The organism is Planifilum fimeticola (assembly GCF_003001905.1).
Lineage (GTDB): Bacteria > Bacillota > Bacilli > Thermoactinomycetales > DSM-44946 > Planifilum > Planifilum fimeticola.
Map to the genome: position 1 here is coordinate 121,910 of NZ_PVNE01000005.1, position 26,264 is coordinate 148,173.

The following is a 26,264-nucleotide window of genomic DNA, read 5'->3' on the forward strand; positions in this document are numbered from 1 at the left end:
GGTGTCCCGTTCCGCACCGCACCATCCGGCGCACGGATGATTTCTCCGCTTATCGACTTCTCATTGGGGCAAAAGATATCGCTTGAAAAACTCCTCCTTGGAGATATATACCCGTTTTGGAACCAGTTGATGTCCGGCTTCCTGGAGCCGCCGCCACCCGTCCGGGTGACAGTTGGCCAGAATCAATTTGAACAACCAGGACTTGTAACGCAGATAATAGGGACTGCAAACCATGTCGCTGACATCAAAGCCCAACCGGCGCGCTCCCCGGTGCAGAAAGGTGGTCCCCAGGAGGACCTGAATCTCTTCCGAACGGGGGTGGTTCGCCACATAGCGGGCCAGGGCGGGAAGCGACCCCCGAATGCTGTTCACCGTAAACAGCGCCAGCGATATCCCGTCCAGGGATTGCTCCCGAATCATCTGCGCAAACAGGCAATTGTGCAGGTGAAGCTTTGCGTACCAATCGCCCTTCTTCAAGGATACCCCGTCGGAGGTTACCAGGGGTTCCCCGCTGTAACGCTTGACGACGACGCGAAAAAGATTGCGGTTTTCCTTGTCCACATACTTCAGCCGCGTGCAATGGTAATAGATCTGATCCCAGATGCGCCATGCGGTGAGCAACCCGCCGCCGTTCATGAAAGGGGCTCACCTCCTTGCCCACAATAGTCGCGTGTGAGCTTAGTATGAATGATTCCCACCGCCTCCATTCCGATTCCGGAGTTCCTTCCCCTTTCAGGCCTTCAAGGCGGGCTTGCTCCGCACGATCCCGCCAGCGACGAGGACGAAGATCGTCAGACCGATCGGAACCGTCCAGGCGGGAAGATGCAACGGGAGCAGAACAAACCGCCGCACGATGTCATCCTCGACGATCAGCTGCCCGGCCGTATATCCCAAAATCGCCGCTCCCGCATACATCAGCCAGGGCAGGCGGTTGATCACCAGCGCCACGAGCCTACTTCCCCACATGATGATGGGAATGCTGAGACCAAGTCCGAAGACGAGCAATCCCAGGTGACCGTGGGCCACCGCCGCCACGGAAACCACATTGTCCAGACTCATCACCAGGTCGGCGACGATGATGGTCTTGATCGCCCCTCTCAGACTCCGCCCCGTGGAAACAAGGGTTCTTCCCCCGTTCTGGGCGAGAAGCCTCATGGCAATCCACACAAGCAACACCGCTCCAAAGGTCATCAGGAGAGGGATGTTCAAAAGCCAAGCGGCGATGCCGGTCAGGGCGACCCTGAGCAGCACGGCGGCGGCCGTTCCCACGGCGATGGCCCTCCGCCTCTGGCGTTCGGGCAGTGTCCGGGCTGCCATGCCGATCACCACCGCATTGTCTCCGCTCAAAACCATGTCCAAAACGATGATATTGACAAGGCCGACCCAAAATGTTGTATCCATCGATACGTTCCTTTCCTGGAAATTGGTTCGGCCATGCAGCACCATGGATCACGGGACGGCACACTCATCAAGAGGAGGATGACATCCGTGTCCATGTCTGTCGGACAAATCCGCTTTCTGCCTTCCTTTTCCGGCTGGTCTTTCACGAGCTCCGACCGCTTGGACCAATTGGAAAGCGGCAAAAGACCTCAGGAGGAGGGGCCTTCCCGCGGACAGCGCACGCGACGAACCAAAAGGACCCCTCCTCCCTGTCAAAAATAGGTGAACTCCTTTTCCTCCCCGGGAACCAGCTGAAGCACCTCCGTCCCCTTAACCGCCGCTTCCACGAGCCGATCCACGTCCAATCGGGACTCGGTCTTCCTCGTCGTCTCCAGATCCGGACGGGTTTTGGGCGACCGGGGCAAGAAAACCGTGCAGCAATCCTCATAGGGAAGAACCGACGTCTCATAGGTGCCGATCTTCTTGGCCAGCGACATGATTTCCTGTTTGTCCATCCCGATCAGCGGACGAAGGACGGGAATATCCACCACTTCATTGATCGCGTTCATGCTCTCCAGGGTTTGGCTGGCCACCTGTCCCAAGCTCTCCCCGGTGACCAAGGCGAGAGCCCCCTCTCGCCGGGCCAGCTGCTGGGAGATCCGGAACATCATGCGGCGCATCACGGTGATGGAATAGGACTCCAGGCACTTCTGGCGAATTTCCGTCTGAATCTCGGTAAAGGGAACGACGTGCAGGCGAATCCGGCCGGCAAAGCGGGTCAGGATCTTGGCAAGATCGATCACTTTCTGCCGGGATCGTTCGCTGGTGTAGGGATAACTGTGAAAATGGACCGCCAGCAGCTCCGCTCCCCGTTTCAGGGACAGGTAACCGGCGACGGGGCTGTCGATCCCTCCCGAAAGCAGGAGCATCACCTTGCCGCTGGTTCCCACGGGAAGTCCGCCCGGCCCGGGCAAGTCATCCCCGTACACATAGGTATACTTGCCCCGGACTTCGACGTGAACCGTCAGGTCCGGACGGTGAACATCCACCTTAAGCCCTTTTACGTTCCGCAAGAGATGGGCCCCCACTTGGCGGTTGATCTCCCCGGAAGAAAGGGGAAAGGATTTGTCCGCACGCTTGGCCGCTACCTTAAACGTACGCGGAAAGGAATCCTGATATTCAACCAAGCGGACCGCGGCCTCCTTGATGGCCTCCGGGTCGGATTCCACCCGCTCAGCCGGGCTGAAACCCACCACGCCGAATACGTCGCCCAGCTCTCGCAGGACGGAAGCGGTGCGGGACCGGTCCGTTTCCACAAAAATGCGGCCGAAGCTTTTGACGACCTTCACTTCGGGGATGCCGGCCAGTTTCAAGCGAATGTTCTGCACCAGTCGGTCCTCGAAGTCGGACCGGTTTTTCCCCTTCAGGGCCAGTTCCCCGTATCGAACCAAAATCACATCGGTATTCACTCTTCACCCCCCTTTCATCACGCGCTGCAATTCGGGAATCACGCGGATCAGTGCCCGGGCGCACTGCTGGATGTCGGACTCTAGGGTCTCATGGCTCATGCTGATCCGGATCGCGCCGATAGCAGTCCGATCATCCAGCCCCATCGCCGTGAGCACGCGGCTCGGGGTCTCTTTTTTGGAAGAACAGGCCGATTTGCTGGACACGAAAACATTTTCCCTCTCCAGAGCGTGCACGATCACTTCCGACTTCAATCCCGGAAAGGCCAGACTGAGGATGTGGGGAGCCCCACCCTCGGCCGTGGTATCCCCGTTCACCACAACCCCTTCCAGGCGGGAGGTCACCTCTTGGATCAGCTCCTCCTTCCACCTTTGCCACTTACGGGCCTTCTCCCTCCTCTGCTGAGCCAAGATCGCCGCCTTGGCCAATCCGGCAATTCCCGGCACATTTTCCGTCCCCGATCGGAATCCGTCTTCCTGTCCTCCCCCCGCCAGCAAGGGGTTCAGACGCAGGCTCTCCCGGACGTAGAGGACGCCTACGCCCTTCGGCCCGTGAAATTTGTGCCCGGAAAGAGAGAGCAGATCCACACCCCACCGGGTCGGATTCAGCTCCACCTTCCCGAAGGCTTGAACGGCGTCCACGTGGAAAACCACCTTGGGGCGCGATTTCAAAATCCGTCCGATCTCCTCGACGGGCTGCACCGTTCCAACTTCATTGTTGACATGCATGACGGACACGAGCACTGTGTCGTCGGTCAGGGCCCTTTCCACATCCTCCGCGCTCACCCGACCCAACCGATCCACCGGGAGGTAGGTGACTCGCCATCCCCTCTCCTCCAACTGGCGAAACGCCTGATAAACCGAAGGATGCTCCACTTCGGTGGTGATCAAGTGGCGGCCGCGATTCACAAACTGCTCGGCGACGCCCTTGATCGCCAGGTTGTTCGATTCCGTTCCGCCGGATGTGAACACGATTTCCCGAGGACGGACGCCCAGGGTGCGGGCCACCGCCTCCCGGGCCTCCTCCACCAGCCGGTGGGCCTTGGCGCCGATCCCGTGAAGGGATGACGGGTTACCGTACACCTTTTCCATCACGTCCACCATCACCCGGATCACTTCCGGATCGGTGCGGGTCGTCGCGCTGTTATCCAAGTAGATCATCGCCTCATGCACCCCCTTCATTCGCCCTTTGGGAGCGACGGCTTTCTCCCGTCATGACGACACCCATGATACCACAGGGAATGAACCAAAAAAAGGCGGCTCCTCCAATCGGACTGCTCCCTACCGGCCCCAGGGCCTCCGACCCTACTCCGCTTTGCCCCTGCGCCGACTGGACCCCCTTACGATCAATTCCGAGGGCAGGACGATCTCTTTCTTCAGCCTTTTCTTGTCCGGATTCTCCAATGCATCGATCAACAAGTCCATCGCTTCGACGCCCAATTCGTAGGACAATATGCGCACGCTGGTCAGCGGAGGATGAGTGTATACCATGAGCGGAGTGTCGTTGAATCCCACAACTCCCAGATCTTCCGGGACCCTCAGCCCGTACCGCTCGGCGAACTGCAGCGCCCCCAACGCCAACAGATCATCCGATGCCACGACGGCGTCTAAGGAAACCCCCCGCTCCTTCATTTGGCACAGCGCTTCATATCCATCCTGTTCGGAAAAATCGGCCACTCCGATTCGCTCCTCGACCAGCGGCAATCCGCGCTCGATCAACGCCTGTTTGTATCCGTTCATCCGGTCGATGGTCACCACCAGATCGCTGGCCCCGCTGAGGTAGGCGATCTCCCGGTACCCCTCCTCCAACAGATGAACGGTGGCGTTATACCCGGCCTTCACGTTGTCGTTGTTGACCGAAAGAACCGGTCTTTCCATACACCGGCCGATCACCACGAAAGGGGCCTCTTCTTCGGACAGGGCGGCGATCAGCGGATCCTTCACCCGGGAGGTGGAGAGAATCAGTCCGTCCACCCGCCTCTCCCGCACCAGTTGCAGGCACTTGGACAATTCATCCTCCGGATTGAGGCTGATCGAAAGAAGGATGTTGTATCCCCTCGCCTGCGCCACGGTAGACATGCCCCGCATCACTTCGGAGAAAAAGGGATTGGAAAAGGCCTGATCCGCCCGCCGGGACAGGGCGAACCCGATGGTGTGGGTGTGGCTGCGGGCGAGACTGCGGGCGATGGCGTTGGGCACGTAATTCAATTGCTCCATCGCCCGTTGCACCCGATTTTTCGTCTCCAGGCTGATTCGGTTGCTCCCGGCGATCACGCGGGAGACCGTCGACGGCGACACGCCCGCCAACTTGGCGACATCTTTAATGGTGGCCATTGGTTTCACGTGCTCCTTTTTCGCCGACCCGGAAATCTTTCGGGCCTGGTGCAATCGATTTCACTTTGCATCTCATTATAACACGGATCCCGGCGGCGCACGCGCGGATCGACGCGCCTCTATTTCATCGCCCGGAAAGGATCGGATATAATAGACGGGAGAATCCCTCCCGGGAGAGAGGAGGTGGCGTGATGGACCGCGAAACGATTCGCCTGACCCAGCTGTCCTCCAAAGCGGGGTGAGGGTGTAAACTGGGTCCGGAGGACCTAGCGAACGTTCTCGGCCGTCTGCCCCGTGAAGAGGAAGAACGCGCCGACATCCTCGTCGGTCTGACGGAACCGGATGATGCGGGGGTGGTCCGCATCAGCGACGAATGCGCTCTGGTGCAAACGGTGGACTTTTTCACTCCCGTGGTGGACGACCCTTATGCCTTCGGTCAGATCGCCGCTGCCAACAGCCTGAGCGATATCTACGCCATGGGGGCGGAGCCGCTGACGGTGCTCAACCTGGTGGCTTTCTCCGTGAACAAACTGGACCCGTCCCTGCTGGTCGATATCCTGCGCGGTGCCGCCGACAAGGTGAAGGAGGCCGGTGCCGTCACCATCGGCGGTCACTCCATCGATGATCCGGAGCCCAAATTCGGCCTCGCCGTCACCGGCCAAGTTCACCCTGACCGCCTGTGGCGGAAGGGGGGCGCCCGGCCCGGCGATCGGCTCATCCTGACCAAGCCGGTGGGTGTCGGAATCCATACCACGGCGATCAAGCGTGGAGCGCTGCGGGAAGAAGAAATCGAACGAGTCACCCGGGTCATGGCCACCCTCAACCGGGATGCGGCACGGGTGATGCGTTCCTACGAAATCCACGCCTGCACCGACGTGACCGGCTTCGGCCTCCTCGGTCACGCCTTTGAGATGAGCCGGGCCGGACAAGTGGGATTGGAAATCGACGCCGGGGCGGTGCCCGTCCTGCCCCGGACCGAGGAGCTGGCCCGGGCCGGCATTGTCCCCGGGGGAACGCGGGCCAATGCCCGATGGCTGGCCGATCGCCTCTCCTTTTCCGAAACCGTCGATGAGGTGATGCGCACCATCCTTTGCGACGCCGTCACTTCCGGCGGCCTGCTGGCGGCCGTGCCGGAGGAACAGGCCGTTCGCCTGCTGGAAGAGCTGCACCGAAACGGAGTCGTGGAAGCGCGGATTATCGGCCGGGTGGTGGCTGATCACCCGGCACACATCCGGATCACCGGATAAACCGCATCCTCGGGGCCGTCGGAAACACGAGCCGGCGGCCCCGCTTTTTGCCTCTCTTTCCCATCTTCGCTATGATGAAAAAAAGAGCACAGTGGGTGTGACCATGCCGACGAAACAACAACAACAGGCACTGAGACGATTGCCGGCGGTACATCTCCTCCTCGAACATCCGGCGCTGTCTTCTTTTCTGGAACGCTTTTCCCGGAAGACGGTCGTGGAGATCGCCAACGAGGTGCTGGCGACGGAGCGCCGCCGCATGATGGAAACCGATGATCCCATCCCGCCCGATCCCGAAAGGATCGTCGCGCGCATTGCGGAAACCCTGGACAGCCTGACCGCCCCCCGCCTCCGCCCCGTCATCAACGGGAGCGGCATCGTCCTCCACACCAACCTGGGACGGGCGCGACTGAGCCAAGCGGCTCTTCGGGCGGTCCAGGATGTTGCCCTCTCCTATTCCAACCTGGAATACCGTTTGCACACGGGTCAACGCGGGTCCCGCCACGAACACGTCGAAGCGGTCATCCGGCGCCTGACCGGCGCCGAAGCCGCCCTGGTGGTGAACAACAACGCAGCGGCGGTACTGCTCGTCCTGCGCACCTTAGCCCTCGGTCGCGAGGTGATCGTCTCCCGTGGGCAGATGGTGGAGATCGGCGGCTCCTTCCGGGTATCGGAAATCATGCGGGAAAGCGGCGCACGGTTGGTGGAAGTGGGAACGACCAACAAAACCCGCCGGGAAGATTACGAGGGGGCGATCTCCGGGGAAACGGCTCTGCTCATGAAGGTGCACACCAGCAATTTCAAAATCATCGGGTTCACCGAGAGCGTCTCCCGGGAAGAGATGGTGGAGATCGCACGAAAGCACGGCATCCCCTGTTACGAAGACCTGGGCAGCGGCGTCCTTTACGACCTGCGCGCCCGGGGGATCGGAGAAGAACCCACGGTCCAGGAGTGCCTCCGGGCGGGGGTGGATCTGGTCAGCTTCAGCGGGGACAAACTCCTCGGCGGCCCCCAGGCGGGGATCATCGTGGGCAAGAAAAAGTGGATCGACGCCTTGAAAAAAAGTCAGTTGCTCCGCGCCCTGCGCGTGGACAAGATGACCCTGGCCGCCCTGGAGGCCACTCTGCTTCATTATCTGAACCCGGAGGAAGCGGCACGGGAAATCCCCGTTCTCCGGCAGATCCTGAAGAAGCCCGAAGAGATCCGCGCTTCGGCGGAGCGGCTGAAGGAGCGGCTGCAAAATGCCCTCGGGGAGGATCTGCGGCTGGAGGTGATTCCCACCGCGTCGGAGGTGGGAGGCGGGTCGCTGCCCGGGGTGGAACTTCCCAGCTTCTGCCTCTCCACCTCCCATCGCCGCATGCCCGTCCACCGGCTGGAAGAAGAACTCCGCCGCGGAAATCCTCCGGTGATCGGTCGGGTTTCCAAGGACCGGCTCCTTTTGGACCTGCGCACGGTGGAGGAGGAGGAACATCCCCACATCGAGGCCGCCTTCCGCCGGGTGCTGGAAGGTCGAAACGGCCGCAAAAACTAAGCCCCTCCTGTTTTTGTCCGGCCTGGACACCGGGGCCCACCCTCTCCCCGCCCGCTTGCGACGAAAAATGAGGAGGAGGATCGCTTCATGAGCGTCTACGCCTTTTCCGCCCGGACCATCGCCGGGGAGGAAAAATCCCTGTCCGATTACGATGGACGCGTCCTGTTGATCGTCAACACGGCGAGCCGCTGCGGATTCACTCCCCAATACCGGGAGCTGCAGCAGCTCTACGAAGCATACCGGAACCGGGGCCTGGAGATCCTGGCTTTCCCCTGCAACCAATTCGCCAACCAGGAGCCCGGATCGGAAGAGGAAATCCAAAAGTTCTGCGAAACCAACTACAATGTCACCTTTCCCCTCTTCAGCAAAGTGAAGGTCAAAGGACCCGGTGCCCACCCCCTGTTCAAGTACCTGACGGAAAAGTCTCCCGGGGTGCTCGGCAAGGAGATCAAGTGGAACTTCACCAAGTTTTTGGTGAACCGGCGCGGCGAAGTGGTCAAGCGGTACGCCCCGCAGACATCCCCCCGGCGGATCGCCAAGGATATCGAAGAGTTGTTGGAAAACCCGTAAATCCTGTCAGCCCCGGTATGCCTTTGCCGCGGAATCCCAAGACCGCGGCGGCGCGAGCGCCCTCGACGGGTGTTTCAGCAATTTCCGAAGCCTCGGGAGGTGTCCCCCTTGATTCCGCCAAAATTGAAGCCCGGCGACGAAATCCGGATTATCGCCCCGTCAAAAAGCCTGGGTATCATCGCTCGTGAAGTGCGGGAAATCGCCCGGCGGCGGCTGGAGGAGATGGGTTTTCGGGTCACCATATCCAAACATGCGGAAGAGATGGACCGCTTTCGCTCCTCCTCCGCGGAGGCCCGCCTGGAAGACCTGCACGAAGCCTTTGCCGACCCGAAGGTAAAAGGGATTTTGACCGCCATCGGCGGCTACAACTGCAACCAACTTCTGAAAAACCTGGATTATGACCTGATCCGAAAAAATCCCAAGGTTTTTTGCGGCTACTCCGACATCACCGCCCTGCAAAACGCCATTTACGCGAAAACGGGACTTGTGACCTACAGCGGTCCGCACTTTTCGAGTTTCGGAATGAAAAAGGGATTCGAATACACGATGGACTCCTTCCGAAAGTGCCTGATGGGCGAAGAACCTTTCTCCGTCCGCCCCTCTCCCGCCTGGAGCGATGACCTCTGGTTTCAGGACCAGGAAAATCGCCGCTTTATCCCGAACGACGGATGGTTTGTCCTGTCCCCCGGCGAAGCGCGGGGAAAAGTGATCGGCGGCAATCTTTCCACCTTTGTCCTTCTCCACGGAACGGAGTATCTTCCGGATCTTGCGGACGCCATCCTGTTTCTGGAGGATGACGGGGAAGTACACCCCGAACTGTTCGACCGGTATCTCCAATCCCTCCTCCACCAACCGGGCTTTGACCGGGTGAAGGGTCTGGTCATCGGCCGGTTCCAGCGGGACAGCCGAATGAGCCGGGACGTGCTGGCTGCGATCATCCGATCCAAACCGGAGTTGACCGGTATCCCGGTGGTCGCCGATCTCGATTTCGGCCACACCGTCCCCTTCTTCACCTTTCCCATCGGCGGACAAGCCCGGCTCACGGCAAGGGAGGACGAGGCGGAATTGATCCTTCTGACGCATTGACGAAAATCCCCTCGAAGGAAGGAAAAACCCTGCGGCGAAAGGGCCGCAGGTTTTTTGCTTCTTCTCCTCTTCATATCTCCGCCTGCCGCGAGGAGACCCGGAACGCCCCGGCCTCCAACAGATCCAGCACCGTCAGGACGAACATGGCGTGGGACCAGGTGAGGGGAACCACCCAGGCGGGTTTCCCCGTGTTCCGGTCCACCTGCTCCGGGAGCAGGTCGAGCTCCGTCCGATGGTCCACCGCCCAGCGGAACCAGCGGAGCGCCTCCTCTGTCCGTCCCGCCTTCACCAGATATTGAGACAGCCACAGGGTGGTGATGATCCAGGGGTTTCCGCCGATGTAGGGGTCGTCCTCATACCGCTTGATGCCGCCCGCCGGCGAGGTGCTCAAATGGCGCACCACCGCCGCCGCCGTCTTCACCACCCGTTCATCTTCGGCGGGAAAGAGATCGAAGGGCACCGAAATCCCGAGCAGGCTGGCGTCGATCACCGGATCTTCCCACACCCGGTAGGTCGCGTATCCCTTGGAGTCCGTTTCTTTCGTCACCCGCTTCCCCTCCCGGACCGCCTCTTCGTACGCTTCCCGGCTGACGGCCCTCTTGAGCCCCCGAAGAAATGCGTCCCGTTCCGGGTTCCACAACCGGCGGGACACGGCATCCCGGATCCCCTCGGCGGCCTTTCGCCATGCTTTCGCCTGATCCAGCCGCCCCCGCGCCCGGGCGATTTCCGCGGCGCCGACCAGCCCCCCGAAAACCGCCGCCGCCGAATAGGTGTGCTCCCCGTCCCGCTCCTCCCACAAATCCCGGCTGGGACGGGGCAAGCCGGTTTCCGGATCGAGGAAACCGGTCAGAAACTCCGCCCCCCTCTCGACGGCCACCCAAACCTCCTCCAGGAAGGTGCGGTCTCCCGTCTCCTCAAAGTGGCGCCACATTCCCCAGAGAATGGAACCCGTCTCGTCGATCTGCATCCCCCAGCAGGGGGCGAGGAATCCGTCCAAGTAGTGGCGCTGATCCCAGGAACCGTCGGGGTTCTGCACCTTCAGCGTCCAGCGGTAAAACCGGCGGGTCATCTCGGAATAACCTGCCCGATCGATGGCCGTCGCGATATAGGCGGCATCGCGCCCCCAGCAGTAGGCGTACCCGCCGCACCGGCTGAAGGTCTCGTCAAACTCCGGCGCGGCGATCATCCCCCCTTCCCGCTCATCGCTCATCAGCTTGAAAACCACCAACGAGCGACGGTACAGCCGGTCGACGATCTCGTCGCCGGTGAAAACGGGCCGGGCCGAATCCAGATAGTCCTTCCAGTGGGCGACCGTCTGTTCCCGCAGCGCACGAAAACCGCTCCTCCGCGCCTCCGCCAGCGCGGAAAGGGCGGTATCCCTCCCCTCGCCGGCCGCCAGGAACAGGGTGAGTTCCTCCGATTCCCCCGGCTCAAGCCGCCCCAAATCCCAGGAAAGGGCCCCTTCCGGGTTCATCGCGATCCGGTTTCCCTGAAGAGAGCCGTCGGCCGCATCCTCCACGGCCTCCCCCGCCTGATAGCCGCAGCAGGGACGGTCCCCTCCCAGGGCAAAGGCGTATCGATGGCGGAAATGAAGAAGCGCATCCGCCTCGGCGTCAAAGGCGACAGTATTGTATTTCGGACTCTCCGCGATTTCCAGCGCCGACAGATAGAGAAACCGGACGGGGAGGACGCGGTCGGAGCCATTGGTCACCCGGTACCTCCGAACCAACACGTCCGCTCCGGGCACGGCAAAATCCTCACTGCGAACCTTCAGTCCCAAACCTTCGTGAAACGCATCGCTGACGAGAATGGGCGGATCGCCGTCATATCGCTGATGATACGTCCATTCATCCCCTTCGTGAAGCCAGCGGACTCCCTCCGCCAATCCCGGACAAGAGATTCCGGCGTACATTTCCCGCACGTGCTGGGGAAAATCGATCCGCGGCCACCACAGGCGATACAGCCTTCCGTTTCTCCCCAACGCGGCCAGCATCCGCCCGTTGCCGACCACCCCATCGATCAGATACGGTTTCTCACCCATCCCTTTCCCTCCATCTCCCATCGTTTTCTCATCCATTCCTTGGCACGGATTCTTTTTCTCCCGACGAAAAAAACCTATTCCACCGGGGTGAGGATCGCACCCTGATAAGGGGGCAAGGTCCAGGGCATGCGGCTCCTCCCCGCCGCGTCAATCGTTTTCCCGGATAGGGCGTCCCTCAGCTTCTCCGCCCCGCCGAAGGGGTGAAGATCCACTTCGACCCGGTGTTCATGGGGACTGTTGTTGAACAGCACTCCGACGCAGCTTTCGCCATCCCACCGCACAAAACCGTAGAGATTGCGAAGCGGGTCCACCAGCCACGTCCGGAAGTCCCCCCGCCGCAGGGGACGCAGCTCCTTCCGGAGGGCGATCAGCTTCCGGTAATGAGCGAGCAGTTCCCGGTTTTGCCGCTCCTCCTCCCACATCATGGGGCGCCGGCAATCCGGGTCCGGCCCTCCGCACATCCCCACCTCGTCGCCGTAGTAGATCATCGGCATCCCCGGATAGGTCATCTGAAACAGCACCGCGAGGCGCATCCGCTCCAGCCGGCCACCGCAGGTGGTGAGGAACCGCTCCGTGTCGTGGGAACCCAGCAGGTTGAACATCGCGAAGTGGGCCTGTTCAGGATACAGCATCCGGGTGCGGGTCAGCAGGGCGTCAAAGCGGTCGGCGCCGATCCTTCCGGCGGCGAAGAAATCCAGCACGGCGTCCCGGAACAAATAGTTCATCACCGAATCGAATTGGTCCCCCTGAAGCCAGGGGCCTGCATCGTGCCAAATCTCGCCGACGATCAGGGCCTCCGGGTTCACCTCCTTCACCCGGTCGCGAAAGGCACGCCAGAAGCGGTGGTCCACCTCGTTGGCCACGTCGAGGCGCCAGCCGTCGATCTCCGCCTCCCGGGTCCAGTACTCCGCCACATCGAGCAGGTACGCCCGCACCTCGGGATGGGCCGTGTTCAGCTTGGGCATCGTCCACACCCCGTTGGCGAAGGTTTCATAGTTGGGCCGGGGCGTCGTGACCACGGGAAAATCCTCGATGAAAAACCAGTCGGCGTAGGGAGAGTCCTCTCCCCTTTGCAGCACGTCCTGAAAGGCGAAAAAGCCGTAACCGGCATGGTTGAACACCGCATCCAGAAGCACCCGGATCCCCCTTTGATGGGCCAGTCGGACCAGTTCCTTCAGGGTCTCCGCATCCCCGAAGGCGGGATCCACCCGGTAGTAGTCGGTGGTGTCGTATTTGTGGTTGGAGGGGGAAAGAAAAATCGGGGTGAGGTAAAGCACGTTGACGCCCAGCGCTTCCAGGTAGGGAAGTTTCTCGATGATCCCCCTGAGATCCCCTCCGTAAAAGCTGTCCGGCCGCGGCCGGGCCGCCGCGCTCCAGGGGTCGGTCCCTTCCGGGTCGTTCCCCTCGTCCCCGTTAAAGAAGCGGTCGGGAAAAATCTGGTACACGACCCCGTCCTTGGCCCAGTCGGGGACCCGGTACAAATCCCCCTCGCAGATGTAAGGGTACTGAAAGGCGCCGGCCTCCCGCCGGTCGGCGGCGAATCCCTTCTCACCGTACCACAGCCCGCCCTCCTCCCCCTCCAGGTAAAACACGTAGCGAAGGCGGCGGGTGGCCGAGGGAATCACCCCCTCGAACCAGTCGAAGAGCTCGTCGGATCCCGCTTTTTCCAACCGGAGGATGTCTCCCTCTTCTTCCCCACCGTACCGGTCGCCGTGAAAAAGGTGGCAGGAGAAGAGATCCCCCCGTTTGGCCCGCAGCCGGACCCGAAGCTCCCGGGGACCGGCGGGATGGGCATAAGGCCCCTCGGGTCGATGAAAAACAGCTTCCTTCCACATGACGGGCAATCACTCCTTCTTCAACGCTGCCATCATCCCTTGGTCGCCCCCGCCGTGAGACCGGAAATGAAGTACCGCTGCATCGCCAGGAAAAAGAGGGCGATGGGCAGGGCGATCAACACGGAGCCGGCGGCAAAGACGGTGAAGTTCTGGCCGAATTTGTCGCTGATGAAGCCGAACAGTCCCACCGCCAGCGTCCACTTGTCCGGGTCGGTCAGGACGATCCGCGGCAGCAGGAAATCGGTCATCGGTCCCATGAAATTGAACAGGGCGACCACGGCGATGATCGGCCGGGCCAGGGGGAGCATGATCCGGAAGAAAACGGTGTTGTGCCCCGCCCCGTCGATCCGCGCCGCCTCGTCCAAACCCCGGGGAATCGTGTCGAAATACCCCTTCACCAACCAGGTGTTGAAGGGAATCTGCGCCCCGGCGTAGACGAGGATCAACCCCAGGTGGGTGTCCAACAGGCCGATTTCGTTGAGCAGGATGTAAAGGGCGACCATCGACATCGCCTGGGGAAACATCTGCAACACCAGAAAGGAGACCAATCCGTACCTCCGACCGAAGAACCGATACCGGGAAAAGGCGTAGGCGGTCCCCGTCGTCAGGACGACCGACACCGCGGCGTTGATCAGGGAGATCTTCAGCGTGTTCTTGTACCAGGTCAGGTACTGGCTGTCCGGGCTGGTAAACAGCCAGATATAATGATCCAACGTGGCGTGTTTCGGGATCAGCGTGCTGGAAAACAGGCTGGTCCCCGGATTGAGAGAGGAACCGATCACCCACAGGATCGGATAAAGGGTGACCGACACCATGAAGAGCAAAAACGCGTAAGTGAGCAACAAGCCGATGCTCCATTTCCGTTTGGTTCCGCTCATTGTATCAAATCCTCTTCCTTGAAGGATCGGGTTTTCCTGAACTGCCAGACGGCCAGGGCCGCCACGATCACGCCGATGATGACGGAAACGGCCGCGGCATAATTGAATTTCTGCGTCTCAAAGGTGAGCTTGAACACCCAGGAAATCAATATGTCCGATCCGCCGGCGGTTTGTCCCGGCACCGCCGGCCCGCCCTGGTTGAAGAGGTAAATCACCGTGAAGTTGTTGAAGTTGCCGGCGTACTGGACGATCAGCAAGGGGGCGGTGGCATACAGGACCAGCGGAAGCGTGATATCCTTCAACTTCTGCCAGGGCGTCGCCCCGTCCACCTCCGCCGCCTCGTACAGGTCCGAAGGGATCGTTTGCAGGACACCGGTGCACAGGGCGAGATTGAAGGGAAAGCCCAGCCAGAACTGGATCAGCAGGATGGCCACCTTGGTCCAGAAGGGATCGGTCAGCCAAGGAATCGCCTCCATCCCGGCGGCCTGCAGCATCTGGTTGATCGGCCCGAAATCGTCGTTGAACATCCCGGCAAACACCAGGACGGAGACGAAGGAGGGAACCGCCCAGGGTAGAATCAAGAGGGTCCGGAACAGTTTTTTCCCCTTCACCCTCTCTTGGTTGAGCAACACCGCCAAGAGGAGCCCCAGGGCGAACTGGACCGTCGTGGAAACCAGCGTCCAGACCACGGTCCAGGACATTACGTTGAAAAAGGAATTTCGCCAAATCTCCAGCTGAAACAGTTGGATGAAGTTGGAAACCCCCACCCAGTCCACCAGTTTGGCCGGCGGCCAATGGTACAGGTCGAAATTGGTGAAGGCCAATAGGACCATGAACAGAAGCGGAAACAGGACGACGAAGACCAAGAGGAGCATGCCGGGGGCGATCAACAGGTACGGATACCCCTTGTCGGTCACGGTCCGGTAGGTCTCCCAGACGCCCGGGGGACGAAGCCCCCGCTCCCGCATCGCTCCCACCCGATAGGCATCCCGCACGTTCAGGGCATAGCACAGCAGGCCGAAGGCGATCAGGATCAGGGCGATGATCCCTTCCGCCAGAAGCTGGATCGAATGATCGCGGAAGGGCTTCGTCCCCAGGGTGACGATTCCCCACAGCCCCATGTTGAAGAGATCGTAGAAGACCCCGAGATAGGAAATCTCCAGCACCAACAGAAGAATCCCTTTGACCCACTGGCGGTTGTACATCTGGCCGAGGCCCATGGCGAGAGCCGACAGAAACGCCGCCGTGTGCCGCGTCCTCCAGTTTCGGTTCGTTGCTCGATGCGCTTGGAGCGTGTCCATGTGATGCATACCCCTTTTACCCACGCGGCGGGCGGGCGGCGCGGAATGCCGCCCGCCTCCCCCGCCTCATTGTTTTTGCGCCTGGATCTTCTCCCGGATCATCTTGACGGCATCATCCAAGGCCTGCTCCGGAGACCGCTTCCCCTGCGCCACGAAAGTGATGGCGTTGCCGATGGGCTCCCAGACCTGTCCCATTTCCGGCACGTTGGGCATCGGAGTGCCCCGGCTGGCCTGCTGGGCAAAACCGTTCACCACCGAATCATCCTTGATGACCGGATCCTCCAAAAGATCCTTCCGCGGAGGGATTTCCCCCGTCTCCTGGAAGCGGAGAAGCAACGACTCCTTGCCGGTGAAGAACTTCATCAGATCCGTCGCCCAGGTCGGATTCTTGCTGTAAGCGGACACATACCATCCCTTCACGCCGATGAAGGTTCGCGGATGCTTCCCGTCGATGGCCGGCAGCGGGGCTACGGCGAAATCGATACCCGCCTGCTCGTAATCCTTCACCGCCCAGGGCCCGTTGATCACCGCCGCCGCTTTCCCCTCCTTGAACAGCCCGTTCACCGTGTCTGCCGTCGCTTTGACCGGAAGCAGCTTCTCCTTGTACCATCCCTGCAGCGTCTCCAGGGCCTTTTTCGCGCCTTCGTTGTTCAGCCCGAGATCCTCCGTGTTCACCTTGCCGCCGTCTTCCTTGAAGATGTAGCCTCCCATCGCGTCAATCAGGAAGTAGCTGTAGTAAAAGTTGGCGCCTTCGTACAGAAGTCCGTATTCCTTTTCCGCCGGTTTCGTGTATTTCTTGGCAAAATCGATCAGTTCGTCAAGGGTTTCGGGAGGTTCGGACATCAGTTTCTTGTTGTAGATGAGAGCGATGCTCTCCGTCACGTACGGAAGTCCGTACACCTGTCCGTCATAGGTGAGGGCCTGAACCGCCGATTCGCTGAACTGGCCGGTCACATCCTCCCCCACCTCCAGCGGCCGGACCAACCCCTTGATCACCGCTTCTCCCAGCTGGTCATGGGGCCAGGTTACCAGGTCCGCCCCTTTTCCCGCCGGTCCGTCCAAAGCCAGCTTTTCCTGCTGTTTCAGCAGGTCAACCGGCACCACTTCCACCTTGATGCCGCTCTCCTTTTCATACTCCTTGGCCAGCTTTCGCGTGTTTTTCAGCTGAATCGGATCGTTGTTCGCCCAGACCACCAGCTTCTCCGGCTTCTCTTCACTCCCGCCGCCCTCGGCGCCGGCTCCCTCCTCCTGGGGACCGCATCCCGCCAGCAGCAGACTGGCGACGAGAAGCAGTCCCATCATCAGCGACAAACCTTTACGCCTCTTCATCCTTTGAACCCCCTTGAAGCTGAGATTTGCGCAACCGGTTGCATAGTGTTGCATAAAAAAATGAAGCGGTTGCACAGGTGAAAATAGAGAAAACGTTTGCAATGATTTTATTCGGCTGCTCCCTCCGTTTTTCCTTCTTGTTCGAAAAAAATTTCGGCTCTCCATGATCGGCAGCGGCAAATCCCCTTGGCAGGTGATCGTCTTAAACGCTGCGGGTTCATCCTCTTCTCCGCGCTAACGCATTTACACCCTCTTCTCTGAAAGGTAAACTGATGGGGACAAAAGGGTAAAAGGAGGGGTAAACCGTGAACCTCCGATTCCAACCGCTCACGACAGAGGTGGATGCCCTGATCCGGTTTCTGACTTCCGAATCGTGGAATTATCACGGAAATCCAAATCCTTCGTCCGCGGAAATCCGGGAAGCCTTCAAGCAAGGGTATTACACCGGCGAAGACGTCAAAACCTTCTGGATTGTGGCCGACGCCGGTCGGAAGGTCGGCCTGGTCCGAATCTTTGACTTACAGGACCCCACTCCCCTTTTCGACATCCGCATCACCCGTCCATACCGGGGAATGGGAATCGGGGAAAAAGCGGTGAAATGGCTCACCCGCCACGTGTTCACTCACTACCCGGAAGCGATCCGAATCGAAGGACACACGAGAAAGGACAACTACGCCATGCGCAAGGTGTTTTTCAAATGCGGGTATGTCCGGGAAGCCTGCCACCGCAAGGCGTGGCCTTCCTCCGACGGCACACTGCACGATTTGGTCGGTTATGCGATCACGCGGGAAGATTGGGAGGAAAACAAGGTAACCCCCGTCGATTGGGGAGAAGTGCCGTTTTGACAAAGTCCTCCCCGCAGCCGGGCGGCATCCGAAACCCTGCAGGGCCACTCCATTCCTCTTATCGACGACCCAACCTCACGCGCCGGAAATCCGGCAACCGGGGCTCCGCCAATCGGGACCCTATCGAGCAACAAAAAACGCCGGGAATGTCCCGGCGCTTTCTCAATCCCTCTTTCCGTGTTCCACGACCACCCGCGTTCCCAAGCCTCCGCGGGGATTCCAGATCGCCTCCACCTTCATGTACTTGGGTTTCGCCAGCTCCACCAGATCCTTGAGGATCCGGTTGGTGGCGTGTTCCTGATAAATCCCCACGTTCCGGAAGGAAGTGAGGTAATACTTGAGGGACTTCATCTCGATCAGGTATTTGTCCGGAATAAACGTGATTGTCAAATCGGCGAAATCCGGCAAACCCGACCAGGGGCAGACCGAGGTGAATTCGCTCGTGGGAATCACCACCTCCGTGTCCTTCCCCGGATACTCGTAGGGAATCGTCTCCAGAAGATCCGTGCGGATCGCCGATTCATCCTGGGTATCGAAACGAATGTTGTTGTATTTGCTGTGGTCAACCGTTACCTTCCCCATCCTCCAAACCTCCCCACAGATCGATTCTTGATGCTCGCGCCCCGTCCCATGGGCAAGGCGCGAGCAAACTGCCGGTCCACATCAAGAAAAGGGCGCGGAATCGACACCGCTCATCCCTGACCATTTTACCAAAGATCGGTCGGTGTTACGAGTGGCCCGCCGGCGGCGGACTTTCGTAACGGGAAAGCCACGCAGCTCCCGCGCAAATTGTGTAGAATGGGAGGGGAGGAGGTGTCTTGGCAATGAACGACCAGGAGCACGGTCGAACCCATCCGTCCCGCATCCGCTGCCCCCAATGCGGCAGCCTCCGCTTCAGCGAAACCGGTCAAATCTTCGCCCTCATCCCGATGAGCCAAACGGATATGGGAGCCCAATTGCATCCCAGCGGCTCCATTCCCGTTTTGAGCTATCTGTGCAATCAGTGCGGGCACATCCTCCTGTACAGCGCAAAAAGCCTGAAACGGATCTGAGAAAACCATCCCCCGGGTGCCGGAACTGAATCCACCGGCCGCCCCGACGGATTGAAGCCGCCTCTCCTTACATAAAGGGGCCATCCTGCCGGGATGGACCCCATCCCCCGGTGGGATTCGGCCGGTTTTTCTACGACATCGACCCGACAGCATGAATTCTCCGGATCAGGACACTTTCAACAACAAATGGTCGAATGTCCATGACGACCCATCGGATCACGGCATATATATGCCCTGAAAACTCTAAACAAGGTGGGTTAGCGAATGTATTATTACGAATACGGCGATCCGTACATCAGCCAACCCAATCTGTGGCGTCGCGTCTCCAATTTGGAGGAACAAGTTCGCCGTCTGAACCGTCGGGTGGAGAACCTGGAGCGTCGGGTGAACCAGCTGGAACGCAGGCGGCCGTACACACGAGGAGAAGACCTGGATGATTCCTTCCCCGGCTGAGTCCGGGGCTTTTTCCTTTCCCCCCTCAGTTGCCGAGAAAAACCGTCTCAATCTCCTCCTCTTCAACGGCACCGCCCATGATTCGGACCCGATAAGCCTTTGCCGCGGGGCGGGAAGCGACGGCCCGATGCAACCGCCCGTCGATGAAGTGAAGGGCCGCTCCGTCCTCGATCCCGTATCCGGCCTTCAGCCTCCCCTCCAAAAGCAGCCGGTGATAACCCGATCGATACCCCGCCTCCTCATCGTCATAATGGGGACAACAGCTCCCGGCCAACCATCCCAACCCCGACCAGGCCGTCAGCCGACCGGGAATGCAGTCGGAGACGAACGCCTCAAACCAGCAGTTGGCTCCCGCGCTGACGCCCGCCAACACCACCCCCTGCTCCCAGGCGGACCGCAATATTCCTTCTAACCCCCACTCCCTCCACAGCGCCAACAAATTGCGCGTATTGCCGCCCCCCACGTAGATCACGTCCTGGGACAGAACAAACCCCTCCAGATCGGAACTTTCGGCACGAAACAGCGACAAGTGCGAAGGCACGCACTTCAACCTGCCGAAGGCTTGATAAAACCGTTCGATGTAACCCTCCGCGTCACCGCTCGCAGTGGGGACAAAACAGATTTTTGGTCTCTCCGTCCCGGACTGGTCCAGGATATACTGATCCAGGAGCGGATTGTCCGGTTCCATCGAAAAGCCGCCCCCACCCATGGCGACAATCTGCCTCATTGCCCTCCCTCCCAACCGGTGCGCTTCAATCCCGGAAAGAATAAGCAGGACCCGGAATGTTGCCGGCCGCCTGCGAAACCCTCCGCGCGATGCCCCTTCGCCAAATGTCCCGTCGCATCGAATGAAATGGGGCAAGTCGCGCGGAAACGGAGCCGACGCGCCCATCCCTCGAATTTCCCATTTCCCTCATACCTGTGACTGCATACGACCTTTCCCGCATCCAACCGATCTTCCCTCCCGATGATGTACACATTACCCCTAGACGCGATCCCGCCAAACCTCCGGAACAACGGAATTTCAGCCCGCCTAATACTTGACTAAAGCAAATATTTTGTTGACAATGTCATTGAAAGGAGGGAAATACGGATGAAGGATCTGGAGAAGAAAATCGACGCCGTCCGCCATTTCAACCGCTTTTTTACCCGTCAGATCGGCGTGTTGCGCGAGGGATTGCTGCACAGTCCCTTTACCCTGACAGAAGTCCGCATCCTGTTTGAACTGGCCCACCACGACCGGCTCACCGCCTCGGATCTGTCCCGGGAACTGGGCTTGGATCCGGGTTACCTCAGCCGCATCCTGGCCCGGTTTGAAGAGAAAGGCCTGATCGAAAAAACCCGTTCGGAAACCGACGCCCGGCAAAGACTCCTTTCCCTGACCTCCGAAGGAAAAAAGGTGTTCTCGCAGCTGGACCGCCGCTCCCGGGAGGAGGTGGCCGAAATGCTCGGCAGCCTCTCCGAAGGGGATCAGCAGCGCCTTTTGGAGGCCATGGAGACGATCGAAAGGGTGCTGACCCGCGGCCAAGGCTTCAAATTCTCCGAACCCTTTTTCCTGCGCCCTCCCGAATCCGGGGACATGGGCTGGGTCGTCCACCGGCACGGTGTCCTTTACGCCCGGGAATACGGCTGGAATGAGCGCTTCGAAGCGCTGGCCGCCCAAATCGTCGCCGATTACATGCGCCATCATGATCCGGCCAAGGAACGCTGCTGGATCGCGGAGATGAACGGGGAGAATGTCGGCTGCGTCTTTGTCATGAAAGAAAGCGATGCCGTCGCCCGACTCCGGCTCCTGTTGGTCGAACCCCAAGCGCGCGGTCTCGGACTGGGCAACCGCCTCGTCGAGGAGTGCATCCGTTTCTCCCGGCGGTGCGGCTACAAAAAACTGGTCCTCTGGACGAACAATGTGCTCAAGGCGGCCCGCCACATTTACCGGAAAAACGGCTTCAAACTCGTCAAGGAAGAAAAACACAGCCAATTTGGCCAAGACCTGGTGGGAGAGACGTGGGAGTTGTCCCTTTGAAGTCTTAATCACGGACAAAAACACCATGCGCCTCTCTCCACTCCCCATCAGCCCCTTAATGAAACTTTTTCGAGCGAAGCCGATGAACTGATCGATTGACATCAGGCCAACCCGAATTGCGACGGGAAGCAAAAAAGAAAAGGGTTGCGCCAGTCCATTTTCCCTTCATCACACAGTTTCCGTCTCTGCACTTTCCTTCTTGTTAACCTGAAAACGACGGACAAAGGGAAATAGAAACACAATCACTGCTGCGATCATTTCCAACAAACCCGCATACAAAAAGATCGATTGCGGTCCGATCCATTTCATCGCCCAGCCTGCCAAAGCTTGAGAAATCGGCTGAGAGCCGGTCATCACCAATATCATCACACTTATAACGCGTCCCAGCATTTTTTTGGGAATCATTGAATGGTTGACGCTCGGCGCTATCACGTTAACCGCTGATTCCTGGAAACCGATCAGCACAAAGAGCAAGATCACAAGCCAAAAGCGATCGACGAAACTCACCAAAAGGAAAAATACTCCTTGTAAAAAGCAGGTGTACAACGTCATCACCGGCCGGGGATTGGCGATCGTGATGACGGAAAACAGCAGCGCGCCAATACCGATCGCCGCAGTCATCCATCCGAACCCTGTCACACCGAATCCCAAATCCTTCGCAAAAAAAGGACTACTGACATGGATTGTGCTCACGGCGGCATTGGCAAAAAGCGCAAACACCGCCATGGTAAAAATCACGGGATTACCCTGATTTTTACCTCTCCCCCGATTTTATTTTCATGGACGGGTGTACCCAAACTTCAACAAGTCCGATTGCACCCGGTGATCGCGGAGACAGGGTGGGTTCTTGGCTATGCGACCACCGCCCGTGCAAAGTGGACGTGTTCAAAGGCATGATATCCGTCCGTCCGCCCCTGAAAATACCGCTCTTCAATGTCGGCCGGACTCAAATTTTCCTGCAGATGCAGACCGTTCCTTGCCAGTTCGTCCGCCAAGGCGGTCGGATCAAATCCGGTTTTCATCGGTTCCCCCGTCCGTCTCACCATCTCCTGCATCCGCTTGGTGCGTTCAGCCGCCCTTTCGGGAATAAACGCCTCCTCATCCATGTAATCGAAGACGATTGTGCTGCCCGCGGGCGCGATCCCGGCAATGGAACGAAACATCCGTAACACCACGTCGCGGTCCAGGTAATAGGTGACGCCCAACCAACTGAAGAAGCTTGACGTGTTCGGGTCATAGGGTGAACGTTCGAGGGCGGAAGCCAGGCTCTCCTTCGTAAAGTCCACCGGAACGAAGTGCAGTTGCGCCGGACGTTCCCATCCCAGCTCCGACAGCCGATGACGTTTGAACGCTTGCGTTGCGGGATGGTCCAATTCGAACACATGAAGCTTGTTCAACAAATCCTTCCGCCGAAAAGCGAAGGTATCCATGCCCGCTCCGAGGATCACATACTGTCCCACCCCTTGTTCCACGCTCAACTCAAGCATGTCTTCCGTGTACCTCGCACGGCTGAGGGGGGTGCTCTGGTTACGCATCATCCAGGCGAGAGCGGTTTCCTGGTCCGGGAACGATGCCGCCCGTTCAGGGTCAAAAAACTGAACCGCCATTGCCAGATTCCGCCCGATATCTGTAAACTCCTCCTCGGTAAACATGTGACGGGCTAGAAAGTCATCCAAGATCTTCGGCTCATCGTACAAAGCATGATAGGCACGGACATAGGCGGAAATCAGCGCGGTAAGACTGGCGTGATTTTTTTCCAATGGCGATTCTCCTTTTCGATAAGATCCGTTGCTATATACTATATATCACAGGTTAATTATTATTTCAATAAACTTTTTATTATATCATAAATTAATAAATTTGTCAAGTGTATTTGGGCGAAAGAGGAACATTCCCTTCGCAGACAATACTAGCTATGCGCGAATCATGCAGGTTGAATGATTGCAACGCCCCGGGAATTCAAAGGTTTGCTGATTGATACGTGCATAAGGATACGGGTATCGTTGGGCTCAACTCTCCCGGTCGGGAAGGTACCGAAGACTTCAGAGGCCTTCGAAGTGTCCCGCTCTCCTTTGAGAATTGAAACAAATCAAGGGGCAACCCCAGCGGGTGGCCCCTCCCCCATTCATGAGGTGGTCGTGCAGCGCCAAAGCGGAAACCATATCGACAGGAAAAACGGGGAACGTGTATGCCCCCGATAGGCAGAAGTTCGGCTTTTATGCGCGTCCCGACATGCACCCATTTGCGTCTAACCCAGGCCAATGCCCTGGAGGAATTTCCGAATCTCCGCTGCAAACGCATCCGGATTGTCGAAATAAATCGCATGGCCCGCGTCGATATGAACGAGGGTTGTGTTCGGCCTCCGGCGGGCCATTTCTTCCGCGTGTGCCCATGAGAAAACCCTGCTTTGCGTGCCGTACAGGAGCAAGGCAAGGCCAGCCAGTCGCGCCAGTAGTCTCCGTTGAGTTCACGCTGCGAAATAATCATGTCTTCGGCTTGCGAAAGGCAGCCCCCAACCCTCCGGGTACTGACGCATCGAATATGTGTGGGGCGGCCCAAAGTGACCCAGAGCCGCAATTAGCGCCTCCCGCGTCGGCGCTCTGCGCGGCCAGCCGGCCACAAACGTCAGATCACTGTCGACAACCGCGCCGATATCTACAACGATCAGGGCAAGGACTCGATCGGGGCGGCGGACCGCCAATCGGTATGCGACCACGCCGCCGAGTGAGTGGCCGAGAACCACGGTTTTTTGCACCTAAATGATCCAGCAATGCCAATGCGTCGTCGACATACGGTCATTGGCGAAGCTGGACGGCCGGCCGGATTCACCGTGCCCCCTCTGATCCAGCGCGATCACCCGGTAGTTGTCCCGGATCGCCTCGGCGAGACCCTGCACAAACCGCCCCTCGTTCATGTGACCGTGCAGCGCCAGAAGAGGGCGTCCGTTACCTCCGTAGTCAATGAACGACAACGTGGTGTCGGGGCCGTCAAAAAAACTCTTTTGTACCCCCCATCGGATTCAAAGCGATCTTTTCGCATCCGTTCCCGCCCCTTTCATTCCCTTTTCCCTATTGGAACGAATGTTCTTATGCGAGTCAAGTTCTGGAGGACGGTCCTCAACAAACCCTGAAGGGTTGGTTTTCCCGCATTCTAAAATCAATACAGCAGCATAATCAGCCGGAGGATGAATTTTTGGGATACAACGGGATTGAGCGGAATGGAAATCAGCTTCTAAGCGGCACCAACCTTTCCACCCGTTCCCGTTTCACCTTGCTTTCCCTCCCTTTACGACCCATCCCCTACCCGTTATAATTAAGGTCGTACGTCCCGATCCCGGTGCCGTACGGGAACAAACCCAACCGAAACGGAAATGTGGGAGCGGATGGGGTGCTGGTGTCCCCCCCGGTCTTCAAAACCGAGCGGGAGGCGCGTCGCGTCTCCGGTGGGTTCGATTCCCACCCGTTCCCGCCAGGAAACGGCGAACCTCAGACGAGGGGATCAGCCGTTTTTTCGTCTCCAGCTTGCCGAGCCGATCTATCTCCCGAAAAATATTACTAATATTTATAAAAGGTTCAATATATATTTTCGCTTGATCCGAGGAAAAAAATATTATATCTTTTAATTTGTATCCTATTTTCAGATGGGGGGTTTTCATGAAAAAAGTCCTGCTTTCCTTTCTAGCCACACTCGTTGCCGTTTCGATCTCCGTACCGACCGCATCCGCGGCCAAAGACATCTTCAAGAACTGGAACGAGCTGTCTTCGCACTACCAAGAGGGCAAGGATTTCACCATCGAAACCCAATCCACATCCAATGATGTCATCATTCTGGCCATTCACGGCGGAAGGATCGAAAAAGGAACCAGCGAGTTGGCCAAAGCCATCGCAAAAGACGATCACAGCTACTACATCTTCCACGCCCACGTCTACCACGACACCAACCAGGATCAGCGCAACGATCTCCATCTGACGGCCAAGAACTTCGACGAACCAAGAGCTCTTCAGATGACGGCGCAGAAAAACAAAGTGGTTTCCCTCCACGGTGCCAAAGGCACGGAAAAGATCGTGTACATGGGCGGACTGAATGAATATCTGAGGGACATCATCGACGCTGAACTGTCCGCCGCCGGATTCCGCACGGAAGAGGCTCCCGAAGATCTCAACGGGAACCATCCGGAAAACATCGCCAACAAGAACCGCACCCTGGAAGGGGCACAGATGGAGCTCACCACTGCTCTGCGTGAGGAGCTGCTGGAAAATCCCGACCAGATGGAGAAATTCGCAACTGCCGTCCGGAAAGCCATCTCCAAGGCTTCTTCCCACCCCAAAGGGCGTACCTACGAATTCGGCAGCCACAATTTCTCCAACTATTTCTGGTTGAACAACGGAAACCCCTTCTATCTGACCCCGGAGGATACCATCCTGGGCGTCCAAAGCCCGTTGGATCCCTCCAAAAAGCAGAAAATCCGTTTTGACATTTACGATCAGAACGACAAGCTGATCGTGTCCCGCTCCGCGGAAGCCGTGGGTCACAAGCGCTTCAAGTATATTCTGGGGTTGCCGACCGGCTACTACAAGATCAAGGTCGTCAACGTGTCGGGCAATCCCTCCTGGATCTACGGCGGTCTTCAGTATTGAGGAGCGGGCGACAATCGGCATCCTGGACCACGAAGTCCAGGATGTTTTTTTAAGAGCCGGTAAAACGAAGAGGGATCGGCCTGTTCGGCCGATCCCTGAGACTGCTGACAAAGGTAGCAGGTCAGCAGTCTTTTTTTGTCGAAATCAGAAGATAACACAAAAAGGATAAGGACGGGATGGTATGTTTCAAACCCACTCCCATCGGCAAGGCAGTATTGAATTGGTCAATATCGAAGATTTGGTACCGCAGGATCACCTG

At 58.7% G+C, this 26,264-nt stretch carries 23 protein-coding genes, 1 tRNA gene and 1 pseudogene; 10 read left to right on the top strand and 15 right to left on the bottom strand.

Features of this window, described 5'->3' with window-relative positions:
• Window positions 1-60 precede the first annotated feature (60 nt).
• From CLV97_RS05015 to CLV97_RS05035, 5 genes are all read right to left on the bottom strand, one after another.
• Complete coding sequence (locus tag CLV97_RS05015) at window positions 61-636, bottom strand: YkoP family protein (RefSeq protein ID WP_106344428.1); 576 nt, start codon at window positions 634-636, stop codon at window positions 61-63.
• A gap of 96 nt (window positions 637-732) precedes the next feature.
• Window positions 733-1,401: a TerC family protein gene (locus CLV97_RS05020; RefSeq protein WP_245891378.1), complete on the bottom strand. Its 669-nt coding sequence runs from the start codon at window positions 1,399-1,401 to the stop codon at window positions 733-735.
• Window positions 1,402-1,652: 251 nt separating this feature from the next.
• A complete protein-coding gene (gene thiI, locus CLV97_RS05025) occupies window positions 1,653-2,849 on the bottom strand; it encodes a tRNA uracil 4-sulfurtransferase ThiI (protein WP_106344430.1) in 1,197 nt (398 codons plus the stop codon).
• Window positions 2,850-2,852: 3 nt separating this feature from the next.
• Window positions 2,853-4,007, bottom strand: a complete 1,155-nt coding sequence (locus CLV97_RS05030) for a cysteine desulfurase family protein (protein WP_106344461.1) — start codon at window positions 4,005-4,007, stop codon at window positions 2,853-2,855.
• A 144-nt stretch (window positions 4,008-4,151) separates the two neighbouring features.
• Entirely contained in the window at window positions 4,152-5,180 is a 1,029-nt protein-coding gene (locus CLV97_RS05035; RefSeq protein WP_106344431.1) for a LacI family DNA-binding transcriptional regulator, read from the bottom strand.
• A gap of 191 nt (window positions 5,181-5,371) precedes the next feature.
• Between CLV97_RS05035 and selD the strand changes: the two genes are divergently transcribed.
• The 4 genes from selD (at window position 5,372) to CLV97_RS05055 (ending at window position 9,611) form a co-directional block, all read left to right on the top strand.
• Window positions 5,372-6,427 (top strand): selenide, water dikinase SelD, encoded by a 1,056-nt coding sequence (selD, locus tag CLV97_RS05040; protein ID WP_211295682.1) that lies wholly within the window; start codon window positions 5,372-5,374, stop codon window positions 6,425-6,427.
• Between the two features lie 103 nt (window positions 6,428-6,530).
• Window positions 6,531-7,955 (top strand): L-seryl-tRNA(Sec) selenium transferase, encoded by a 1,425-nt coding sequence (selA, locus tag CLV97_RS05045; RefSeq protein WP_106344462.1) that lies wholly within the window; start codon window positions 6,531-6,533, stop codon window positions 7,953-7,955.
• A gap of 87 nt (window positions 7,956-8,042) precedes the next feature.
• A complete protein-coding gene (locus tag CLV97_RS05050) occupies window positions 8,043-8,525 on the top strand; it encodes a glutathione peroxidase (RefSeq protein ID WP_106344433.1) in 483 nt (160 codons plus the stop codon).
• A 108-nt stretch (window positions 8,526-8,633) separates the two neighbouring features.
• Window positions 8,634-9,611 carry a S66 peptidase family protein gene (locus CLV97_RS05055; RefSeq protein WP_106344434.1) on the top strand — a complete coding sequence of 326 codons (978 nt, stop codon included), beginning with the start codon at window positions 8,634-8,636 and terminating at the stop codon, window positions 9,609-9,611.
• Between the two features lie 70 nt (window positions 9,612-9,681).
• Here the strand turns inward: CLV97_RS05055 and CLV97_RS05060 are convergent, their stop codons facing one another.
• The 5 genes from CLV97_RS05060 to CLV97_RS05080 all read right to left on the bottom strand — a co-directional run bounded on the left by CLV97_RS05060 (window position 9,682) and on the right by CLV97_RS05080 (window position 16,995).
• Window positions 9,682-11,652, bottom strand: a complete 1,971-nt coding sequence (locus CLV97_RS05060; RefSeq protein WP_245891379.1) for a glycoside hydrolase family 15 protein — start codon at window positions 11,650-11,652, stop codon at window positions 9,682-9,684.
• A 74-nt stretch (window positions 11,653-11,726) separates the two neighbouring features.
• Window positions 11,727-13,487 (bottom strand): alpha-glycosidase, encoded by a 1,761-nt coding sequence (locus tag CLV97_RS05065; RefSeq protein WP_106344435.1) that lies wholly within the window; start codon window positions 13,485-13,487, stop codon window positions 11,727-11,729.
• A gap of 32 nt (window positions 13,488-13,519) precedes the next feature.
• Window positions 13,520-14,365 carry a sugar ABC transporter permease gene (locus tag CLV97_RS05070; protein ID WP_106344436.1) on the bottom strand — a complete coding sequence of 282 codons (846 nt, stop codon included), beginning with the start codon at window positions 14,363-14,365 and terminating at the stop codon, window positions 13,520-13,522.
• Entirely contained in the window at window positions 14,362-15,666 is a 1,305-nt protein-coding gene (locus CLV97_RS05075; protein WP_106344437.1) for a sugar ABC transporter permease, read from the bottom strand. Before CLV97_RS05075 ends, CLV97_RS05070 begins: the two co-directional genes overlap by 4 nt.
• Window positions 15,667-15,732: 66 nt before the next feature.
• Window positions 15,733-16,995 (bottom strand): extracellular solute-binding protein, encoded by a 1,263-nt coding sequence (locus tag CLV97_RS05080; RefSeq protein ID WP_170070365.1) that lies wholly within the window; start codon window positions 16,993-16,995, stop codon window positions 15,733-15,735.
• A 305-nt stretch (window positions 16,996-17,300) separates the two neighbouring features.
• On the opposite strand from CLV97_RS05080, the gene CLV97_RS05085 reads away from it, so the two are divergent.
• Complete coding sequence (locus tag CLV97_RS05085) at window positions 17,301-17,840, top strand: GNAT family N-acetyltransferase (RefSeq protein WP_106344439.1); 540 nt, start codon at window positions 17,301-17,303, stop codon at window positions 17,838-17,840.
• A 162-nt stretch (window positions 17,841-18,002) separates the two neighbouring features.
• Here the strand turns inward: CLV97_RS05085 and queF are convergent, their stop codons facing one another.
• The gene (queF, locus tag CLV97_RS05090; protein ID WP_106344440.1) at window positions 18,003-18,422 is read right to left on the bottom strand and encodes a preQ(1) synthase; all 420 of its coding nucleotides are present in this window, start codon (window positions 18,420-18,422) and stop codon (window positions 18,003-18,005) included.
• Between the two features lie 236 nt (window positions 18,423-18,658).
• Here queF and CLV97_RS05095 point away from each other — a divergent pair, with 236 nt between their 5' ends.
• Both CLV97_RS05095 and CLV97_RS05100 read left to right on the top strand, forming a co-directional pair.
• Complete coding sequence (locus CLV97_RS05095; protein WP_146130408.1) at window positions 18,659-18,892, top strand: hypothetical protein; 234 nt, start codon at window positions 18,659-18,661, stop codon at window positions 18,890-18,892.
• Window positions 18,893-19,156: 264 nt separating this feature from the next.
• The gene (locus CLV97_RS05100; RefSeq protein WP_106344442.1) at window positions 19,157-19,345 is read left to right on the top strand and encodes a hypothetical protein; all 189 of its coding nucleotides are present in this window, start codon (window positions 19,157-19,159) and stop codon (window positions 19,343-19,345) included.
• Window positions 19,346-19,370: 25 nt separating this feature from the next.
• Here CLV97_RS05100 and CLV97_RS05105 read toward each other — a convergent pair whose 3' ends face one another.
• Entirely contained in the window at window positions 19,371-20,072 is a 702-nt protein-coding gene (locus tag CLV97_RS05105; RefSeq protein ID WP_106344443.1) for a Type 1 glutamine amidotransferase-like domain-containing protein, read from the bottom strand.
• A 366-nt stretch (window positions 20,073-20,438) separates the two neighbouring features.
• Between CLV97_RS05105 and CLV97_RS05115 the strand changes: the two genes are divergently transcribed.
• The gene (locus tag CLV97_RS05115; RefSeq protein ID WP_106344445.1) at window positions 20,439-21,368 is read left to right on the top strand and encodes a bifunctional helix-turn-helix transcriptional regulator/GNAT family N-acetyltransferase; all 930 of its coding nucleotides are present in this window, start codon (window positions 20,439-20,441) and stop codon (window positions 21,366-21,368) included.
• Between the two features lie 168 nt (window positions 21,369-21,536).
• On the opposite strand, the gene CLV97_RS05120 is transcribed toward CLV97_RS05115, so the two are convergent.
• The 3 genes and pseudogenes from CLV97_RS05120 to CLV97_RS18840 all read right to left on the bottom strand — a co-directional run bounded on the left by CLV97_RS05120 (window position 21,537) and on the right by CLV97_RS18840 (window position 24,339).
• A complete protein-coding gene (locus CLV97_RS05120) occupies window positions 21,537-22,106 on the bottom strand; it encodes an MFS transporter (protein ID WP_146130409.1) in 570 nt (189 codons plus the stop codon).
• A 113-nt stretch (window positions 22,107-22,219) separates the two neighbouring features.
• Window positions 22,220-23,128, bottom strand: a complete 909-nt coding sequence (locus CLV97_RS05125) for a class I SAM-dependent methyltransferase (protein WP_106344447.1) — start codon at window positions 23,126-23,128, stop codon at window positions 22,220-22,222.
• Between the two features lie 707 nt (window positions 23,129-23,835).
• Window positions 23,836-24,339 (bottom strand): annotated as a pseudogene (locus CLV97_RS18840) (alpha/beta fold hydrolase).
• A 403-nt stretch (window positions 24,340-24,742) separates the two neighbouring features.
• Here CLV97_RS18840 and CLV97_RS18050 point away from each other — a divergent pair.
• Window positions 24,743-24,839 (top strand) — tRNA-Sec (locus CLV97_RS18050).
• 182 nt (window positions 24,840-25,021) lie between these two features.
• Window positions 25,022-26,005, top strand: a complete 984-nt coding sequence (locus CLV97_RS05140; protein ID WP_106344449.1) for a poly-gamma-glutamate hydrolase family protein — start codon at window positions 25,022-25,024, stop codon at window positions 26,003-26,005.
• Window positions 26,006-26,264 lie beyond the last annotated feature (259 nt).

Bases quoted from the DNA above. Each gene is read 5' to 3' on its own strand.
- CLV97_RS05015 (WP_106344428.1), bottom strand. From the start codon at position 636: ATGAACGGCGGCGGGTTGCTCACCGCATGGCGCATCTGGGATCAGATC.
- CLV97_RS05065 (WP_106344435.1), bottom strand. From the start codon at position 13,487: ATGTGGAAGGAAGCTGTTTTTCATCGACCCGAGGGGCCTTATGCCCAT.
- selA (WP_106344462.1), top strand. From the start codon at position 6,531: ATGCCGACGAAACAACAACAACAGGCACTGAGACGATTGCCGGCGGTA.
- CLV97_RS05105 (WP_106344443.1), bottom strand. From the start codon at position 20,072: ATGAGGCAGATTGTCGCCATGGGTGGGGGCGGCTTTTCGATGGAACCG.
- CLV97_RS05020 (WP_245891378.1), bottom strand. From the start codon at position 1,401: ATGGATACAACATTTTGGGTCGGCCTTGTCAATATCATCGTTTTGGAC.
- CLV97_RS05070 (WP_106344436.1), bottom strand. From the start codon at position 14,365: ATGAGCGGAACCAAACGGAAATGGAGCATCGGCTTGTTGCTCACTTAC.
- CLV97_RS05140 (WP_106344449.1), top strand. From the start codon at position 25,022: ATGAAAAAAGTCCTGCTTTCCTTTCTAGCCACACTCGTTGCCGTTTCG.
- CLV97_RS05080 (WP_170070365.1), bottom strand. From the start codon at position 16,995: ATGAAGAGGCGTAAAGGTTTGTCGCTGATGATGGGACTGCTTCTCGTC.
- queF (WP_106344440.1), bottom strand. From the start codon at position 18,422: ATGGGGAAGGTAACGGTTGACCACAGCAAATACAACAACATTCGTTTC.
- CLV97_RS05115 (WP_106344445.1), top strand. From the start codon at position 20,439: ATGAAGGATCTGGAGAAGAAAATCGACGCCGTCCGCCATTTCAACCGC.
- CLV97_RS05035 (WP_106344431.1), bottom strand. From the start codon at position 5,180: ATGGCCACCATTAAAGATGTCGCCAAGTTGGCGGGCGTGTCGCCGTCG.
- CLV97_RS05100 (WP_106344442.1), top strand. From the start codon at position 19,157: ATGTATTATTACGAATACGGCGATCCGTACATCAGCCAACCCAATCTG.
- CLV97_RS05030 (WP_106344461.1), bottom strand. From the start codon at position 4,007: ATGATCTACTTGGATAACAGCGCGACGACCCGCACCGATCCGGAAGTG.
- CLV97_RS05075 (WP_106344437.1), bottom strand. From the start codon at position 15,666: ATGGACACGCTCCAAGCGCATCGAGCAACGAACCGAAACTGGAGGACG.
- CLV97_RS05050 (WP_106344433.1), top strand. From the start codon at position 8,043: ATGAGCGTCTACGCCTTTTCCGCCCGGACCATCGCCGGGGAGGAAAAA.
- CLV97_RS05060 (WP_245891379.1), bottom strand. From the start codon at position 11,652: ATGGGTGAGAAACCGTATCTGATCGATGGGGTGGTCGGCAACGGGCGG.